The 16967-nt window shown below is 65.9% G+C and carries 16 protein-coding genes; 3 read left to right on the plus strand and 13 right to left on the minus strand.

The annotated features are described in order from the left end of the window. Nucleotides 1-4: 4 nt before the first annotated feature. From MRBLAR12_RS14090 to MRBLAR12_RS14105, 4 genes are read right to left on the minus strand one after another with little or no spacing between them, the layout of a single operon-like run. Entirely contained in the window at nucleotides 5-1081 is a 1077-nt protein-coding gene (locus MRBLAR12_RS14090; protein WP_364746734.1) for an ABC transporter ATP-binding protein, read from the minus strand. After that, nucleotides 1078-2079: an ABC transporter permease gene (locus tag MRBLAR12_RS14095; protein ID WP_364746736.1), complete on the minus strand. Its 1002-nt coding sequence runs from the start codon at nucleotides 2077-2079 to the stop codon at nucleotides 1078-1080. The genes MRBLAR12_RS14090 and MRBLAR12_RS14095 overlap by 4 nt, the downstream gene beginning before the upstream one ends. Nucleotides 2080-2139: 60 nt before the next feature. Beyond that, on the minus strand, nucleotides 2140-3864 hold the full coding sequence (locus MRBLAR12_RS14100) for an ABC transporter substrate-binding protein (RefSeq protein ID WP_364746738.1): 1725 nt from the start codon (nucleotides 3862-3864) through the stop codon (nucleotides 2140-2142). Nucleotides 3865-3902: 38 nt separating this feature from the next. After that, nucleotides 3903-4988, minus strand: a complete 1086-nt coding sequence (locus tag MRBLAR12_RS14105) for an ABC transporter permease (protein WP_364746740.1) — start codon at nucleotides 4986-4988, stop codon at nucleotides 3903-3905. A 309-nt stretch (nucleotides 4989-5297) separates the two neighbouring features. Here MRBLAR12_RS14105 and MRBLAR12_RS14110 point away from each other — a divergent pair, with 309 nt between their 5' ends. Then, the gene (locus MRBLAR12_RS14110; protein WP_364746742.1) at nucleotides 5298-5981 is read left to right on the plus strand and encodes a GntR family transcriptional regulator; all 684 of its coding nucleotides are present in this window, start codon (nucleotides 5298-5300) and stop codon (nucleotides 5979-5981) included. Nucleotides 5982-6086: 105 nt separating this feature from the next. Here MRBLAR12_RS14110 and MRBLAR12_RS14115 read toward each other — a convergent pair whose 3' ends face one another. The 4 genes from MRBLAR12_RS14115 to MRBLAR12_RS14130 all read right to left on the minus strand — a co-directional run bounded on the left by MRBLAR12_RS14115 (nucleotide 6087) and on the right by MRBLAR12_RS14130 (nucleotide 10958). After that, on the minus strand, nucleotides 6087-7247 hold the full coding sequence (locus MRBLAR12_RS14115) for a glycerate kinase (protein ID WP_364746744.1): 1161 nt from the start codon (nucleotides 7245-7247) through the stop codon (nucleotides 6087-6089). 1 nt (nucleotide 7248) lies between these two features. Beyond that, nucleotides 7249-8715, minus strand: coding sequence for a C4-dicarboxylate transporter DctA (gene dctA / locus MRBLAR12_RS14120; RefSeq protein ID WP_229993556.1), 1467 nt, complete (start codon nucleotides 8713-8715; stop codon nucleotides 7249-7251). A gap of 113 nt (nucleotides 8716-8828) precedes the next feature. Continuing rightward, the gene (locus MRBLAR12_RS14125; protein ID WP_364746746.1) at nucleotides 8829-9926 is read right to left on the minus strand and encodes a tartrate dehydrogenase; all 1098 of its coding nucleotides are present in this window, start codon (nucleotides 9924-9926) and stop codon (nucleotides 8829-8831) included. A 117-nt stretch (nucleotides 9927-10043) separates the two neighbouring features. Beyond that, complete coding sequence (locus tag MRBLAR12_RS14130) at nucleotides 10044-10958, minus strand: LysR family transcriptional regulator (RefSeq protein ID WP_364746748.1); 915 nt, start codon at nucleotides 10956-10958, stop codon at nucleotides 10044-10046. Between the two features lie 262 nt (nucleotides 10959-11220). Between MRBLAR12_RS14130 and MRBLAR12_RS14135 the strand changes: the two genes are divergently transcribed. Further along, nucleotides 11221-12738 carry a CYTH and CHAD domain-containing protein gene (locus tag MRBLAR12_RS14135; protein WP_364746750.1) on the plus strand — a complete coding sequence of 506 codons (1518 nt, stop codon included), beginning with the start codon at nucleotides 11221-11223 and terminating at the stop codon, nucleotides 12736-12738. A 29-nt stretch (nucleotides 12739-12767) separates the two neighbouring features. Continuing rightward, entirely contained in the window at nucleotides 12768-13706 is a 939-nt protein-coding gene (locus MRBLAR12_RS14140) for a 5'-3' exonuclease (RefSeq protein ID WP_229993560.1), read from the plus strand. A gap of 82 nt (nucleotides 13707-13788) precedes the next feature. On the opposite strand, the gene MRBLAR12_RS14145 is transcribed toward MRBLAR12_RS14140, so the two are convergent. The 5 genes from MRBLAR12_RS14145 to MRBLAR12_RS14165 all read right to left on the minus strand — a co-directional run bounded on the left by MRBLAR12_RS14145 (nucleotide 13789) and on the right by MRBLAR12_RS14165 (nucleotide 16884). Then, on the minus strand, nucleotides 13789-13965 hold the full coding sequence (locus MRBLAR12_RS14145; RefSeq protein ID WP_229993561.1) for a CsbD family protein: 177 nt from the start codon (nucleotides 13963-13965) through the stop codon (nucleotides 13789-13791). A gap of 152 nt (nucleotides 13966-14117) precedes the next feature. Beyond that, nucleotides 14118-14330 (minus strand): hypothetical protein, encoded by a 213-nt coding sequence (locus MRBLAR12_RS14150; RefSeq protein WP_364746752.1) that lies wholly within the window; start codon nucleotides 14328-14330, stop codon nucleotides 14118-14120. Between the two features lie 134 nt (nucleotides 14331-14464). Continuing rightward, nucleotides 14465-15082: a PadR family transcriptional regulator gene (locus MRBLAR12_RS14155; protein WP_229993563.1), complete on the minus strand. Its 618-nt coding sequence runs from the start codon at nucleotides 15080-15082 to the stop codon at nucleotides 14465-14467. Between the two features lie 345 nt (nucleotides 15083-15427). Next, complete coding sequence (locus tag MRBLAR12_RS14160) at nucleotides 15428-16510, minus strand: cation diffusion facilitator family transporter (protein ID WP_364746754.1); 1083 nt, start codon at nucleotides 16508-16510, stop codon at nucleotides 15428-15430. Beyond that, the gene (locus MRBLAR12_RS14165) at nucleotides 16507-16884 is read right to left on the minus strand and encodes an ArsR/SmtB family transcription factor (RefSeq protein WP_364746756.1); all 378 of its coding nucleotides are present in this window, start codon (nucleotides 16882-16884) and stop codon (nucleotides 16507-16509) included. The genes MRBLAR12_RS14160 and MRBLAR12_RS14165 overlap by 4 nt, the downstream gene beginning before the upstream one ends. Nucleotides 16885-16967 lie beyond the last annotated feature (83 nt).

The following is a 16967-nucleotide window of genomic DNA, read 5'->3' on the forward strand; positions in this document are numbered from 1 at the left end:
GGTCCTAACGCGAAGTCCGGATAGTGATGAGCTGGGGACTGCTGAGATGGCAGCGCTTGCCGTGGCCGGCCTCCACCAGGAGCTCGGGCCGCTGCTCCCGGCAGACGTCGGCGCCGGCCAGCGCGGCGTAGTCGCACCGGGAGCTGAAGATGCACCCTGCCGGCAGGTCAAGCAGCGACGGCGGCTGGCCGGGAATCGGATTGAGGCGGCCGGAGGTGCCGGCAAGCGTCGGCATGGAATTGAGGAGGCCCAGGGTGTACGGATGCCGGGTGTCGTGGAAGATCTCGTCCACCGGTCCGGACTCGACGCACTGGCCGCCGTACATAACAAGGACGGAATCGCAGACCTCGGCCACGACGCCCAGATCGTGCGTGATGAGGATCAGCGCAGAGTTGGTTTCCGCCTGGAGTTCGGCCATGAGGTCCAGGATCTGCGCCTGGACCGTCACGTCCAGGGCTGTGGTGGGCTCGTCCGCGATGAGCAGTTCCGGCTCGCAGATGAGGGCCATGGCGATCATGGCCCTCTGCCGCATGCCGCCGGAGAAATGGTGCGGGTACTCGTCGTAGCGCTGCTCGGGGCTGGGAATCCCCACCCGGCCAAGCATATTGATGGCCGCAGCCCGGGCCTGTTTCTTGCTAGCCTGGTGGTGAACGAGGTAGGCCTCCGCAATTTGGTGCCCGACCGTGTAGAACGGGTGCAGTGCCGACAGCGGGTCCTGGAAGATCATGCCGATGTTCCGGCCACGCAGCTGGCGCATCCCTGACTCTGACAGCGTGATGAGGTCCTTGCCTTGGAACAGTGCCTGGCCGGAGACCTGGGCCGAGGTGCCTTTCAGCAGGCCCATCAGTGCCTGGCTCGTCACCGATTTTCCGGATCCTGATTCGCCAACGATGCCGAGCGTCTGCCCGCGCTCGAGAGTGAAATCCATGCCGTTGACGGCCGAGACCAGGCCGTCGTCGGTGGGGAACCGGACGGACAGGTTCCGGACGTCCAGGAAGGCGCCGGTCCCGCCGTCGTCCGCTGCAGGGTTTGGCACGGCGGACGGAAAAGCCGCCGGCGCGCCGGGATGGGTCTGGGTCATTGGAGCCTCACTCGGGGATCGATGGCGGCATAGGCGAGGTCGACGGCGACATTAGCGACGATCACGAAGAAAGCGGCCAGCATGGTGATGGCCATGGTGACGGGCAGGTCGCCGGAAATCGCGGCCCGGACGGCGGTGAAACCGAGTCCCGGCACGGAGAAGATCTGTTCGGTGAGGACGGCGCCTCCGAGCAGCAAACCGATGTCCATGCCGAGCATGGTCACGATCGGGGTGATTCCGGCCCGGATGCCGTGCTTGAACGTCACGGTCCGCGGGGCCAGTCCCTTGGCCCGGGCTGTGCGGATGAAATCCTCGCCGAATGTTTCAATCATGTTGGTGCGGGTCACCCGGATATAGGAGGCGCTGAACAGCACGGCAAGGGCAATCCACGGCAGCAGATAGTTCAGCACCCAGGCCCATGGCCCCTGGGAGCCGAACGGGCTGTTGATCTCATTGGTGGTGAACGGCAAGAGATGAAGCTGGTTGACGAATACCAGCAGCAGGAACAGGCCCGTGACCGGGATCGGCAGCGAGACGCCCACGGAGGCGGCGCCGACGATGAACTTGTCGGTGGCACTGCCCTTCCTGAGGGCTGCGAGCAGGCCGAGGCCCACTCCCGAAACCGTCCAAAGGACCAGGGCGCCAGCTGCCATCGAGAGCGTGTAGGGCAGGGACCGGCTGATGATGTCCGAGACGTTCTCATTCGTCTGGAACGATTTGCCGAGGCAGGGCCACCGGCACACGGATTCGGAGCCGGGGGCGCCGATCATGCGCGGTGAAACCAGCCCGCGCATGTAATCGGCGTACTGGATGAAAAACGGCTGGTCCATGCCGAGGGCTACGCGAGCCTCGGCGACACGTTCCGGGGTGCATTCCTGGCCGCAAGCGGCCGAGGCCGGGTCTGCCGGACCGAGCTGGAACAGAGTGAAGGTGATGAAACTGACGGCTATGAGTAGCAGGACCAGGGAGCCTGTCCGGCGAAGTATGAATCTGATCATTGTGGTTGCGGGCCGCCCGCCTGAATCCGGGCGGCCCGCGTCTCCTTCTGTGAGGACCGGTTAGTGCTCGACGCCGACGATCGACAGGTCGATGCCGCCGAAGAAGTAGCCCACCTGGGCGTTGCGGACATTGGAACCGACGACGCTGTTCGTGTGGCTACGAACGAGCGGAATGATCGGGTAGGTCTTCAGGGCCTTTCCGAACTCCTCGGACCACTTCTTGCCCAGCTCCTCCGAGGTCCCCGCGGTGTCCCGCAGCTCAAACATGGCCTTGGATACCTGAGGGTCGAAGTAGCGGGAGGTGTTGGAGAATCCGTACGTGGTGCCGTCGTTGTTCGGACCGAGGATGGGGTCGGCCGAGGTCCGGATCGAAGCGGGATCGGCGCCCCCGCACCAGCCTGACCGTCCGATGTCCGGCAGCTGCTCGCTGGCCATGACGGAGTAGTAGTTCGGGGCCGGAATCGGCACCAGCTGCACGTCGATGCCCAGGGCCTTGAGGTTTTCTTGGACCACGGTGCCCGTGTTCTTGTAGGCGTCCCGGTTGTTGGCGTAGCCGAAGGTGAGGGACTTGGGGTACGTCTTGCCTTCGAGGAGCTTCTTGGCCTCATCCAGCTTGGGCTTTCCGCTGGGATCGATCTCCAATTCCTGGGCGACATACCCGCGCATCTTGTCGTTCAGCGGCGTTTGGGTGAGCTCGCCGAAGCGGCGTCCGCCGTACTGGACCAGGATCGACTGGCGGTCCAGGGCCAGCGCAATGGCCTTGCGGACATCCGGGTCCTGGATCTTCTGCGTGTTCAGGCTCAGCACGTCGTTGCAGCCCAGCAGTCCCGACGCGACGCGGTCCTTGACCTCGGCATCGGCCAGCTTGGCCGAATCCGAGGTCTGCAGGGCACCGTTCGAGTCCAGGGTAATGGCGTTGGGGTCTGCGTTGGCCAGAAGCTGCTGGCTGATGGTGGCCTGGGATGTGGACAGCGAGAAGTTGAAGGTGTCCGGGAGGGCAGTGCGGTTGGGGTCCGTGGCGGGATCCCAATGCGGGTTCCGGACAAGCTTGAGCGACTTGCCGCGGTTGTATGACTCCACCATGTACGGTCCGGACGAGACCGGATGGTTCGTGTAGTCCAGCTTGGTGTCCTTGTCCCGGGGCACGGGAGCGGTGTTGGACCGTGAGGCCAGTGCCGGAAATTCAGCGAACGGCTTCTTCAGGTGGAACACGACAGTGCGCTCATTAGGGGTCTCGACTGCCTGGAGTACCGCGGCAGGATCCTTGTAGGGTCCCTTGTAGCCACCGGCGTCGAGCGCGGAATTCAGCTCCTGGGGCGCCTGGGTGTACACGTCCTGGGCGAAGGTGCGTTCGATGCCGTACTTGACGTCCGCGGAAGTGATAGTGCGGCCGTCCTCGAACTTGACGCCGTCCCGGAGCGTGAACGTCCAGGTGAGGCCGTCGGCCGAAGCCTTTCCGGTGTCCGTGGCGAGGTCCGGGACGATGGTGGGCGGCTGGCCCGCAGTTTCTTTGGCCATGGTGAGCGTCCGGTAGTACAGCTGTCCGACGTTGGCCGTCTGGACGTAGTTGCTGTTTCCAGGGTCAAGCGTCTGGAAGTCGGAGGACATCAGGACATTGATGTTGCCGCCCTTGGTGGCAAAGCGGGGCTTGACCACCGCCGCGGCTAGCTCCGTTGCCGAACCGCTGGTCTTGGTGGCGCCCGGCTGGCCCTGGGACGCGGCACAGCCGGTGGCGGCCACGGAGATCAGCACGGCAAGTGCCAGCGCTCTGGATGGGTATTTCATGGTTCTCCTCATGTGGGGGTCGGTGATGGTGATGGGTGCTAGTGGCGCGAGGCTTTGGGGTCCAAGGCATCGCGGACGGCGTCGCCGAGCAGGTTGAACGCCAGGACGGTGACGACCAGCATGGCGCCGGGGACGGCCAGGAACCATGGATCGCTGAGGTACCAGTTGCCGGACTGGGCGGCGTTGAGCATCTGGCCCCACGACGGCGTCGGGTCCTTGACGCCGACGCCGAGGAAGGACAGGGCGGCTTCCGCGGAAATGTTGGTGGGGATCAGCATGGTGGCGTAAACCAGCACGACGCCCATGACATTGGGGATGATCTGCCGAAACAGGACGCTGAGGTGCGAGGCCCCGAAGGAGCGGGCCGCCTCAACGAATTCACGCTCCCGGAGGCTGAGGACCTGGCCCCGGACGATCCGGGCAAGATACGCCCAGCCGAAGAACCCCAGGATGATCACCAGCGAGGCCATGGGCAGGAAGCTGCCTTGGCCCAGAGGCGTGCCGCGCAGCCGGGACTGAAGGATCGGCGTCAGTGAGAGCACCAGCAGAAGGTGCGGGAAGGCGAGGAAGAGATCCATGATGCGGCTGATGATCGCGTCCGTCCTTCCACCGAAGTAGCCGGCCGCCGCCCCGATCACAGTGCCAAGGACAACGGAGACGGCGGTTGACAGGAGGGCAATGGTAAGGGAGACCTGACCGCCAAAGGCGAGCCGGGCGAACAGATCCCGCCCGAGCCCGGGTTCTACCCCCAGCCAATGCTGCTCCGAGGGATACATGTAGCCGGGAAGTGGCAGGCCCGGGGTTTCGAAGTCATCAAGCACCTCCGGGCCGGTGTTGGAGGTGAAGGGATCATTTCCGGACCAGGCACTGAGCAATGGCGCGAGTGCGGCAAAGAGCACAATCGCGACCACGACACAGAGGCTCAGCAGGGCGATCTTGCTCCTGCGGATCCTCAGCCAGGCCGTGGCCAGCAGCGACCGTGCCTGGGCGGGAGCAGCAGAGAGAGTGGTTTGGTCGCCGGGGGACAAGGGGCGGCTGCCGCCGCTGCTGCCATCGTCGCTGTCGCTGGCGCCGGGCAACGGACTCGCAGCAGTTGGTGTGGCACCGGACTGAAGCTGGGTCATCGGGAACGCTCGATTCAGGGTCCAAGGAGCAAGCTCCATCGTTTTGTATACCAAACAAAGATTAGAGCACCATTTGTGCGATGTAAATCACAATTAGGCATCATCTGGAATACCAGAAGATGGAGCGGTCTGGGCTCCTCCGCGGCATGGCTAGCCCGCCGTTCCCCGCGGGAAGTCACCTGGGGCTGGCTGGGCGGGAGTCCCCGAAGGTGCCCGGAACCGGCCGTTGGGCACGTGTATGCTCAGGTGGAATGCTGAGCGGCACCGTCCGCCAGGGCCACGGGGTGAGTGATGAACGGCGGTGTGAGGGTGGTTGAACCGAAGGGGGATGCGCTGAACGGGCGGGACGACGAGGTCCGGGCCGAACACGTGTATCAGCTGGTCCTTGAGGGGATTGTGACCGGTAAATACGAGCAGGGCATGCGGCTGCGCGAACGGGAACTGTCAGAACTTCACAACGTGTCCAGGATTCCCGTGCGGGAGGCCATCCAGCGCCTGGAGCAGGACGGCTTCGTTGAAACTTTCCCACGCCGGGGCGCGGCGGTGCGGCGGCTAACCCTCACCGATGTCAACGAACTATTCGACGTCCGGCTCTGCCTCGAAACATTCGCCGCGCGGACCGCGGCGGTCCGGGTTGCCGGGGGTCGAAGCGGCGCAAGGCTGCAGGAACTCGTGGACGAAACGCGGCGGGCCATCGACGACGGTCCGGAGGCGAAGGTTGCGAGTCTCAGCGCGGAATTCCACGCCGAGATAGTGCGGCTTTCCGGCAACCGTCTGCTTGTCGAATCGGTCAAGCCGCTCTTTGGCCGCATGCGCTGGATCTTCGGCCTGGCCCACAACCGCAGCAATGAGCTCCAGCGTGACGAGCACGTGGAGCTCTGCAATGCCATCCTCAAGGGCCGCCCCGATTTGGCCTATTCGCTGGCGTATTCGCACATCGAGCTGGGCCGCGAGCCGGTTCTTGCCGGGCTCGCCCACACGCTCGCGCCGTAGTCGGCTGATTTATTGGCCCTCTGGGTCTCCGGCTGTCGCCGAGAGTCCAGAAATGCCCGCCCGGGTTACCCCGGGCGGGCGTTTCTGCGTGGCGCTGCGGGAAGGCTAGAGCAGGCTTGTCCCGATGTCTTTCCCGATTTGGCGGAGCAGCGCGGCGGAAAGGCCGGGGTCATTGGCGGAATCCTGGTCCGTGTAGTCGGACAGGGTGTAGACCCGGGTGAGTTCCATTTCGGCCCACCGTTCCCGGGGGAGGAGCGAGCGGCCGGCCACGGCGATGATCGGACGGGATCCGGAGCGCCGGGCGACGGCGGCGGGCAGCTTGCCGGCCAGGGTTTGTTCGTCCAGGCTGCCTTCGCCGGTGATGACGACGTCGCAGCAGTCCTTGCGGGTGTTGAAGTCCAGCAGGTCCAGGAAGTAGTCGGCGCCCGAGACCTGCTTTGCCCCGAGCAGCATGCACGCGTAGCCGAGTCCTCCGGCGCTGCCGGCGCCGTCGTGCTGGGCGAGCCGCTCGGCGTCGGCGAATCCTCCCGCCGTCAGCCTTTCAACGAAATGTTCGAGGCCTTTGTCGAGCGCGGCGATCTCCCCGGGTACGGCGCCTTTTTGGGGGCCGAAGACCGCCGGTGCGCCGTGGGCGCCGAGCAGCGGGTTGTGGACGTCGCTGGCGACGACGAGCTCGGTGTCGGCAAGTTCGGGGAGGGCGGTCCGCTGGATGCTGTGGATCTGTGCCAGCGCCCCGCCGCTGCCGTAGAGCTGGCGGCCGTCGGCGTCCCGGAAGCTGTACCCGAGGGCGGTGAGCATTCCCATGCCGCCGTCGGTGCTGGCGCTGCCGCCCAGGGCCAGAACGATCCTGGCCGGTTTCAGGCTCAGGGCGAACAGGACAGCTTCGCCGAAGCCGCGGCTGGAGGCACCCAGCGGATCCAGTGTTCCGCCGGGCAGGAGTCCCAGGCCGCAGGTGTTGGCCACCTCGACGACGGCGGTGGCGCCGTCGAACGCGATGCTGGCCTGGACGGGCTGGCCGGTGGGTCCTGAGACGGTGTAGCTGCGCCGGGTGAAGCCGGAGGCGACGGCGGCGTCGACGCTGCCGTCACCTCCGTCCGCCAGTGGAAGCAGTTCGCAGTGGATCGTCCCGGCCCTGCCCGTGAAACCAGACGCGGAGCGGAGTCCTGCTGCCAGGGCATCGGCCACCTCGCCGGCCGTGAGGCTGCCCTTGAACTTGTCGGGTGCGATCAGGGCTCGCACGCGTTTCGGGGCGGTTGTGGTGAACATGTCAGATGCTTTTCGAGTAGGCAGGGCGCCGGTCATCACTGGAGGCGGGGGCGTCGTCGGCCGGTTCTGCGTGCTGGGGACTGGCCGTGCGGGGATCGTGGGCGGTCAGGTCAGCAGCGATGTCCGTGAACTCGTCGAGGGGTGTCGGATCCTCGCTGGGCAGGGGCTCAACCACTTCGCCGTTGAAGACTCGGCGGACACGGTCCGCGTCCAGCGTCCGGTCCCACCAGGCGATGAACAGGGTGGCGACGGCGTTGCCTGTGAAGTTCACCAGGGCCCGGCATTCGGACATGAACTTGTCGATGCCGAAGATGAGCATGATGCCGGCGGCCGGGATGGTTCCGATGGTGGCCAGGGTGGCGGTCAGGGCGATGAAGCCGCCGCCGGCGACGCCGGCCGCGCCCTTGGAGGTGAGCAGCATGACCGCGATCAGGCCCAGCTGCTGGCCGATGGTCAGCTCGGTGTTGGTGGCCTGGGCGATGTAGACGGCGGCCAGCGAAAGGTAGATGGCGGCGCCGTCGAGGTTGAAGCTGTAGCCGGTGGGAACGACGAGCCCGACGGTTTCCTTCTTGACCCCTGCGTGCTCAAGCTTGCGCATCAGGCCCGGCAGCGCCGGTTCGGCGGTGGAGGTGCCAAGGATGAGCAGGTACTCCTCCTTGAGGTGGCGGATCATCTTGAAGATGTTCAGCTTCAGGAAGGCCATGACGGATCCGAGGACCACGACGACGAACAGGATCGACGTGGCGTAGAACAGGGCGATCAGCCCGCCCATGCTGGAGAGGGACGAGACGCCGTACTTGCCGACGGCGAAGGCCATCGCGCCGAACGCGCCCAGCGGGGCGGCTTTCATGATGAAGCCCAGGATCTTGAACATGACCCCGGTGAGGCGCTGGACCCCGTCCAGGACGGGCGCCCCGACTTTGCCCGTGGCGTTCAGGGCGATGCCGAAGATCACGGCGATGAAGATGATCTGGAGGATGTCGCCCTCCACGAAGGGCGCGGCGATGCTGGTCGGGATGATGTGGGTCAGGAACTGCCACCATTCCTGGTGGGCGCCGGTTTCGATGAGCTTGGCCGCGGAGTCCGTGGTCTTGATGGCGCTGGCGTCGGCGTTGACGCCCTCGCCGAGGCGGAAGATGTTGATGGCGACCAGGCCGAAGAGCAGGGCGAAGATGGTGCCGATCTGAAAGTACGTCAGGGCCTTCAGGCCGGTCATGCCGACCTTTTTCAGGTCCGCGACGCTGGCGATGCCGCCGACGATGGTCAGGAACACGATGGGACCGATCAGCATCCTCATGGCGTTGACGAACGTGGTGCCGATCGGTTCCAGGGCGATGCCGGCGGCGGGCGCGAGCCAGCCCACGAGAATGCCGAGGACGATTCCGGTCAATACCCAGAAGTACAGCTGCCTGTACCAGCGTGTCTTGGGGGCCGGCGTTGCCGCGCCCGGGGTGGTGATGGGTCCCATGATTCCTACCTCATTGTGGAATGTGATTGCCGGTGGTGTTTGAAGAATGAAAGAGCTGGGCCGGGCGGGCGGCGGCGACGGTGCGCGGCGCCGCCCGCCCGAACGTGGTCTGGCTAGACGGCGGCCAGGGTGTGGGCGAGGGCCTTGATGATGGCGTCGGTGACGTCATCGGTGTTGGCTTCGCCGCCGACGTCGCGTGTCAGGTGGCCGGCGGCCGTGGTCTGTTCGATGGCGGCCTCGATGCGGCGGGCTTCCTCGTGCAGGCCGAAGTGGTCCAGCATCAGGGCGGCGCTGGCGATCGCGCCGATCGGGTTACTGATACCCTTGCCGGCGATATCCGGCGCGGAGCCGTGGACCGGTTCGAACATGGACGGGAAGCGGCGTTCCGGGTTCAGGTTAGCGCTGGCCGCCAGGCCGAGGCTCCCGGCCAGGGCCGAGCCGAGGTCCGAGAGGATGTCCGCGTTCAGGTTCGAGGCGACGACGACGGAGAGGTCTTCCGGGTGCAGGATGAACTTGGCGCTCATGGCGTCGACCAGGACGCTTTCGGTGGCCACGTCCGGGTAGTCCAGGGCCACTCGCTGGAAGGTTTCGTCCCAGAGGACCATGCCGTACTGCTGGGCGTTGGACTTGGTGACGGAGGAGACCTTCTTCACCGTGCGGGTCCGGGCGAGGTCGAAGGCGAAGCGCATGATCCGCTCGCAGCCCTTTTCGGTGAACAGGGCGGTCTGGAGGGCCACCTCGTTGCCGGGGCCGCGGCCGCTGAGGTTCCGTCCGCCCAGGCCGGCGTACTCGCCTTCGCTGTTTTCGCGGACCACGATCCAGTCGAGCTCGGTGTGATCGGCCTTGCGCAGCGGGGACCGGACGCCGGGCAGGAACTTCACCGGGCGGATGTTGGCCCACTGGTCGAAGTTCTGCGTGATGTTCAGGCGCAGGCCCCAGAGGCTGATGTGGTCCGGGACGTTCTCCCAGCCGACGGCACCGAAGTAGATGGCGTCAAAGTCCTTGAGGACTTCCAGGCCGTTCGGGTCCATCATCTGGCCGGTCTTTTCGTAGTAGCCGCAGCCCCACGGGAACTCGGTCCACTCGAAGGCGAACTTGCCGCCGGAATTCTCGGCAAGGGCATCCAGGACGCGGCGGCCGGCGGAGACAACTTCCTTGCCGACGCCGTCGGCGGGGATTGAAGCGATGCTGAATTTCTGGGTGGCGCTCATGTGCCTACCTCCTCGTTGAGTGTGTTAGCAGCGTCACACTGCTTGTCCTCTTCAAGTAGACGGTCCGGCACCAGCCGCCGTCCAAGACCAAGATTCGATACGGTAAATAGGCTCAACCTATTGGTCGACGGCCTGCGTGCCCGTGGCTGCCGCCACATGCAGCTCTGCGACCGCCAGGAAGGCCTTGGCGGCGGGCGTCAGGCCGTCCTTCCGGCTCAGGATGGCGACGTCCAGATGGGACACCGGTTCGATCAGCAGGGTCCGCAACCCTGACTTGTGCGCCAGCGGCGCCCACGATGAGGGCATCACGGCGTGGCCCACCCCGGCCAGGACCAGCGGCAGGATCGAGGTCCGGTGCGCGACCTCCACCACGATTTCAGTGTTGACGCCGCGGGCCAGCGCATCATCGACCAGCCAGCGCATCAGGGATCCGCGCTGGCTGGCGATCAGCCTGTGCCCGCCCAAATCCTCACGCTGAATCGCCGGCCCCGGGCCGAACGTGTCCGCCTGCGGGTTGACGATGAGGATCAGCGGCTGGCGCTCCAGCTCCAGGACCTGGACGCCCGGGACCCGGACGGGGTTTGGGGATCCGGCCAGGCCGATCTCGGTGCTGCCGCTGCGGACGGACTCAACGACCTCCTCGGGCGTGAACGCGGCACTGACGTTAAGCCGCACCGACGGATGCGCCCGGGTGTACGCGGCGATCATCGACGTCAGCGGCTCGATGCCGGGGGAGGGCATGGTGACAATGTCCAACCGCCCGCTCCGCACGCCCCGCAGCGCCTGCACCGCGGACTGCGCGGCATCGAGGTCCCGCATGACGAGCCGGGCCGGCCCGACGAGTTCCTTGCCCGCTTCGCTGAGCACCGCACGGCGGCCTATGCGGTGAAAGAGCGGCACCCCCAGGTCCTTTTCCAGGCCCGCGATGGTCTGTGAGAGGGACGGCTGGGCGATGAGCAGGTGCTCCGCGGCGCGGCTGAATCCGTCGTGGTCAACGACGGCCAGAAAATACTTCAGCTTCCGGGTGTCCACGCCAGCTCCTTCACCGGTCCGGTCCTGGGGCTCCGGCCGCCCCGGATATCACGCCCGAGGGCGGCCAAGCGTGGGGCGCGGAAGCATAGATAGCTTACGCCTATCAGGACGGGGCCGCTCAGCTGACCTGCACTGATGACTGGTCTGGCTGCAACCCCCGGGCCTAGAATCGGGCTGGGCGCAACAGGCCAAGGCACCGGCCGGACACGCCCGCCCGAGGATCAAGTCCATGTTCCAGCGGTGCCAGTAGAGGGGGCCTGCCATGGACACCACCGGAAAACTTGAAACGGAACAAAAGTACGACGCCGAAACCTCCTCAGCGCTTCCAGACCTGCGGGAAATCGAGGGTGTGGACCACGTCGCGGAGCCGACGACGGATCATCTTGAGGCTGTGTACTTCGACACCCGGTCCCTGGCCCTCGCCGCACGGCGCCTGACCCTGCGGCGCCGCACGGGGGGAACGGATGAGGGCTGGCACCTCAAGCTTCCCGCCGGCACGGACCAGCGGCAGGAAATCCACGCACCCTTGGGCCAGCCGGAGACCGTACCGGAAGAACTGTCCGATCATCTGCAGGTATTCACCCGGGGCGATGAACTGGTGCCCGTCGCCCGGCTGAGTACGCGACGCACCACCTACCGGCTCTACGGACCCGGCGGTGAGCACCTGGCCGACTTCGCCGACGACGTTGTCCATGCCGAGGCCCTGCAGCCGCCAGGGCCGGCCCTGGACTGGCGTGAATGGGAGCTCGAACTCGTCCACGGACCCCGGGAGTTCCTCGACGCTGCCGCCGAAACCCTGACGTCCACGGGAGCGAGCCACTCCGTCTTTCCTTCCAAACTTGCCCGCACTTTTGGCGATGCGTGGCCAGCCGGGCTCGGCCCCCGGGCCGGAAAACCCCGGAAGAAAGGACGGGCAGTCGACGTCGTGACGGCCTATCTCGACGCAAGGATCGAAGACTTCATCGCCAATGATCCCGGCGTCCGGCTGGGGACACCGGATTCCGTCCACAAGATGCGGTCCGCGACCCGCCGGGCGCGCTCAGCCCTGGCCACCTATCGCAAACTCTTCAACCGCTCAGCGGTCCGGGAACTCCAGTCTGAACTGAAGTGGCTGGGCCAGATCCTGGGTCCGGCGCGCGATGCCGAAGTCATGCTGGAGCGGCTTCGCCGGCACGTCATGGAACTCCCCGAAAAACAGAGGTCCGGCTCCTTGAACCAGATGATCGAACAGGAGTTGGTCGCAGCCCACAACGCAGGTTACAGAAACGTCCTGAAGACCCTCGGGACCGCTCGCTATTTCCGTCTTCTTGGCTCCCTTGAGGAGTTCCGGGACCACCCGCCTGCCAAGCCTCGCGCCTTCCGCCCGGCGCGCAAAGTGACGGCCAAGCTGGTCAACAGGGCAGCAGAGCGGGTGGAGCGTTCCCGGAGGGCCGTCAAACGCTCCGCCGGCCGGACCTCCCGCGACACGGCGCTGCACGAGGTGCGAAAGGATGCCAAGCGCCTGCGCCACGCGGGCGAATCGGTCACGGAAATCCACGGCAAACGCGCCGTCAAACTCACGAAGTCCGCTGGACGGCTCCAGACAGTCCTCGGCGACCATCAGGACAGCGTCATGGCAACAGCCCTGCTGGGGAGACTGGCGGCCACCCCGGACCTGACCGCCGACACTGACCTCGGCTTCCAGGGTTTGCTGGAGATGGAAGAACGCATTGCCCGGAAAACGGAGAAGAAAGCCCGCAAGGCAGGGAAGAAGCTTCGCGGCCTGCGCCTCCGTTCCTGATTCGCGACGTTTCCGTGTCAGGATCAGTTATGACCGACCGTCTGATGCTGCTCGACACCGCGTCGCTGTACTTTCGCGCGTTCTACGGGGTACCCGACACCATCCGCCGTGCCGACGGCACCCCGGTGAACGCCGTCCGCGGGCTGCTCGACATGATCGCGCGGCTGACCACCGACTACGGCGCGACGCACCTCATTGCGTGCTGGGATGACGACTGGCGTCCGCAGTGGCGGGTGGACCTCATCCCGAGCTACAAATCGCATCGAGTTGCCGAGGTGGTGGCCGACGCCCCCGATGTGGAGATCGTGCCGGACGCGCTCGAGGCGCAGATTCCGATGATCCGCCGGGTGCTCGGGCTCGCCGGCATCGCCGTCGTCGGGGCTGTCGAGCATGAGGCCGACGATGTCATCGGCACCTACGCCAGCCACGCCGAGCTTCCGGTCGACGTGGTGACGGGCGACCGCGACCTCTTCCAGGTCGTCGACGACGCCCGCCACGTGCAGGTGATCTACACCGCGCGCGGCATGAAGAACCTCGAAGTCCTGACCGACGCCGTCGTCGTCGGCAAGTACCGCGTGCTGCCCGGGCAGTATGCCGACTACGCGACCCTGCGCGGCGACAGCTCCGACGGGTTGCCGGGCGTCGCCGGCATCGGCGAGAAAACCGCCGCGTCGCTGCTCGGGGAGTACGGCACGCTTGACGGGCTGCTCGCGGCTGCCGCTGACGCAGAAAGCGGGCTCTCCGCATCCGTACGGTCGAAGCTCGCCGCGGCGGCGGACTACCTCGCGGTCGCGCCCGCCGTCGTGAAGATCGTGCGGGACCTGGAACTGCCGACGCTCGAGGAGGCCGGCGCGCAACTGCACCCAGTCCTCGGCGGTTCCCGGGCCGATCTTGAGCGTCTCGCCAAAGAGTGGAACCTCGGCGGCTCGGTCGGGCGGCTCCTTGAGGCACTCGACCTGCTCCGTTAGGGAAAGTCCTTGGATTGTGTGGTCAAAAGGCCGGGGCGGAGGTGCGATACGGATCGCACCTCCGCCCTCCGGAGGCCTGTTTTCAGTGTTTCTTGAAGGCGTCCTTGACTTTTTCGCCGGCCTGCTTCAGGTCTGCTTTGACGTGATGGCTTTTGCCCTCTGCCTTCATCTTGTCGTCGCCGGTGGCTTTGCCGGCCGTCTCTTTGCCTTTGCCGTGGAGTTTCTCGGCGGCATTGTGGATCTTGTCACCCAGGCCCATGATGATCCTCCTTATTTGGTCGCCCCCGCGACGTGAATGCCATGGAGGCCACAGTTAATTGTAGGGACAGATGTGCCGAAAGTGGGGGCGATGACCCGACACCATTTGCGGCGGTCCGGGGCCACCGTGCGGCCCTGGGAAACCTGTCAGGATCAAGCGATCAGGGTATGCAGATCCACTCCGAAGATGGCTACAAGGGGCCAGAGGATAATTGCCGCCAGGCCTTCCACAATGTTGCCGGGAATGTTCCAGGCCACTAGATAGCCGTGGGTGGCGGCGACCACGACGCCGATGGCCAGATACACGGTCCCGATCAGACCTATTCCGCGCCCGCCAGATTGGCGCCTGCCTATTCCGCGCATCATCGCTCTTTTCCCGCTGCGGGGTGTGGCTCTAACTATATTGTTGCCGGGTCATTTGCGGGAGGGGCCATTGGCACCATTGGCAGGGGGCCGCGCCCGAAGCCAACGCATGGAACTCGGGGCCGTAAACGGGGGTGTTAGTCGGCGAGGATGCGGTAGAGCGCGCGGCGGGTGTCATCGATTACTTCCATGGCGGCAGTGCGTTGTTCCTCGGTCGCCGAGAAGCGGAACTGGTGGATGACTCCCATGAGCTTTCCCACGCTCTGGTGAAACGCCGGCCCGGATCCTTGGGGATCGGTGTTCCACGCGTTCCCCAGCTCCTCGGCGTGATCGGCCACGTAAGCCTTGCCCGCGTCGGTGAGGGTGAACTCGGTGCGCCGTCCGTCACCCACGGGCGCGATCAGCTCCTCATCAACGAGCTGCTGGAGCGTCGGGTAGACGGAGCCCGGGCTCGGACGCCAGGCTCCCGACGTCTTGTCGGCAATTGTCTTGATCAGGCCGTAGCCGTTGGACGGTGATTCGGCCAAGAGGGAGAGAATCGCGGAGCGAACATCGCCCCTGTTGGCCCGCCGCGAACCGCCGGGACCGAATCCCGGTCCGAAACCCGGTCCGAATCCTGGCCCGAAACCCGGCCCAAACCCGCGGCCCGGCCCGAATCCGCCGTGTCCGTGGGGTCCGCGACAGCTCCTGCCGCGCCCGAAGCGTCCCAGCGCGGGTCCGCCGTCCGTTAATTTGTCGTCGTGATTGCCTTTCATAACAACATCGTCCTTCCACTTCACTTGAATCTCACTGATGGTCGCCGATCCTTCGGCGATAATTAACGATATATCGGTGAGTGTCGCCGGTCAACGGTCCATCCGACTGGTATTTCGCTGACAGTGGGGAGGTTGCCGGCCGCCGCCGGACCCAGGGCCGACAGTCCGTGCCATCGCCTCGACGCTGAAATGTTCCAGCCGGGCACCCTTCGCGGATTCGCCCAGCCGGACAGATCAATCAGCACCCGATCACGGGCCGAAGCCGCGGGAAGCCGCGGTCACTTCTGTTCGTGGTCTCTGAAAGTGATTCGGAGCGGCCGGGGTGCAGGGCCGGACGTGCAGGCTTTAGACCGGCCCTGACTGGGTGAACGTGGGCACCATTGTCACGGATCCCACGTTCGGGAGTGCGTGGCGGGTGGCGTGGTCGATTTCGTCGTGGAGAGTGGCAAGTTCCCCTAAAGCGGTGATCGCGGTCATGGGGATGGAGACCTCGACGTGGAGCCGGTGGCCGGACCAGCGCAGCCGGGACGTTGCGCCCTCGGGGGCGTGGGCGGTGACAACTGCTGCCAGGCGGTCCGTCAGGTTCGGGTCGACGCCGTCCATGAGCCGGCGCCCGATGTCGCGAATGGTTCCCCACAGCAGCACGGCGATTGCTGCGGAGATGAGCAGGCCCACGATCGGGTCCGCGAGGGGGAACCCGAGCCATATGCCGATGACTCCGGCGACGACGGCCAGTGAGGTGAACCCGTCGGTGCGGGCGTGAATGCCATCGGCCACGAGCGCGGCGGAGCCGATCCGTCGTCCCACGCGGATCCTGTAGATCGCGACGAGTTCGTTGCCGGCAAAGCCCACCAGCCCGGCGGCGAGCACCCAGCCCAGGTTCTGGACCGGCTGGGGTTCAAAGAAGCGGCGGAGGGATTCGACGGCGGCCACGACGGCCGAGAGTGCGATCATCGCCACGATGAACAGCCCTGCGAGGTCCTCGGCACGGCCGAACCCGTAGGTAAACGTCCGGGTCGCGCGGCGGCGTCCGAGCAGAAAAGCGATCCACAGCGGCACGGCGGTCAGGGCATCGGAAAAATTGTGGACCGTGTCCGCCAGCAATGCCACGGAGCCGCTGACGAGCACGATGACCAGCTGGAACAGCGACGTGGCCCCCAGCCCGAGCAGGGATACCTTGACGGCGCAAATGCCCTGCGAGCTGCTCTCCAGGGCTGAGTCGATCGAGTCGGCCGAGTCATGGGAGTGCGGCACGAAGAGCTCCTGCAGCCACCCCTTGAACCCGGTCGCGTGAACATGCCCGTGCGGGCCGTGGTGGTGGTCGTCGTCGTGAGCTTGAAGGTCGCCCTTGCCAGCGCCGTGTTCAGAGTGAGCGTGCGTGTGCCGGTGGACGTCGTGGCCGGGATGGGGATGCATCGGCTGGTTCATGCGCCGGCCTCCCGCTTGAGGCTGTGCGGAGCGATGGTGTGATGCGGAGCTGTGCCGAGGGTGTGTTCGGCCTGGTGAATTGCGTCGGCCACAAGCTGCCAGGCGTGCCCGTCCTGCAGGCGGTAGTAGACCTTGGTGCCTTCCTGCCGGGTGGCGACCATGCGCGCCAGCCGCATCTTGGCCAGATGCTGGGAAACCGCAGCCGCCGATTTCCCCGCCTTTTCGGCGAGCACGTTGACGGGCAGCTCGCCGTGGCGCAGGGCCAGGATCAGCCTGACCCGGGTGGCGTCGGCCAGCATGGCGAAAACCTCCACAGCCAGTTCAACGTACTGGCTGTCCGCGGTAAGGTTGCCGGCATTGTTATCTGCATTCATACGCAGATACTTACATATAGCTGCGCCTCTCTCAAGACGGCGGCCGCGCGCCGGGTGCGCGGCCGCCGTCGCTGGCCCCTCCT

Origin of the sequence: Arthrobacter sp. LAR12-1-1.1 (assembly GCF_040676555.1) — a bacterium.
In the GTDB taxonomy this organism is placed as follows: domain Bacteria; phylum Actinomycetota; class Actinomycetes; order Actinomycetales; family Micrococcaceae; genus Arthrobacter.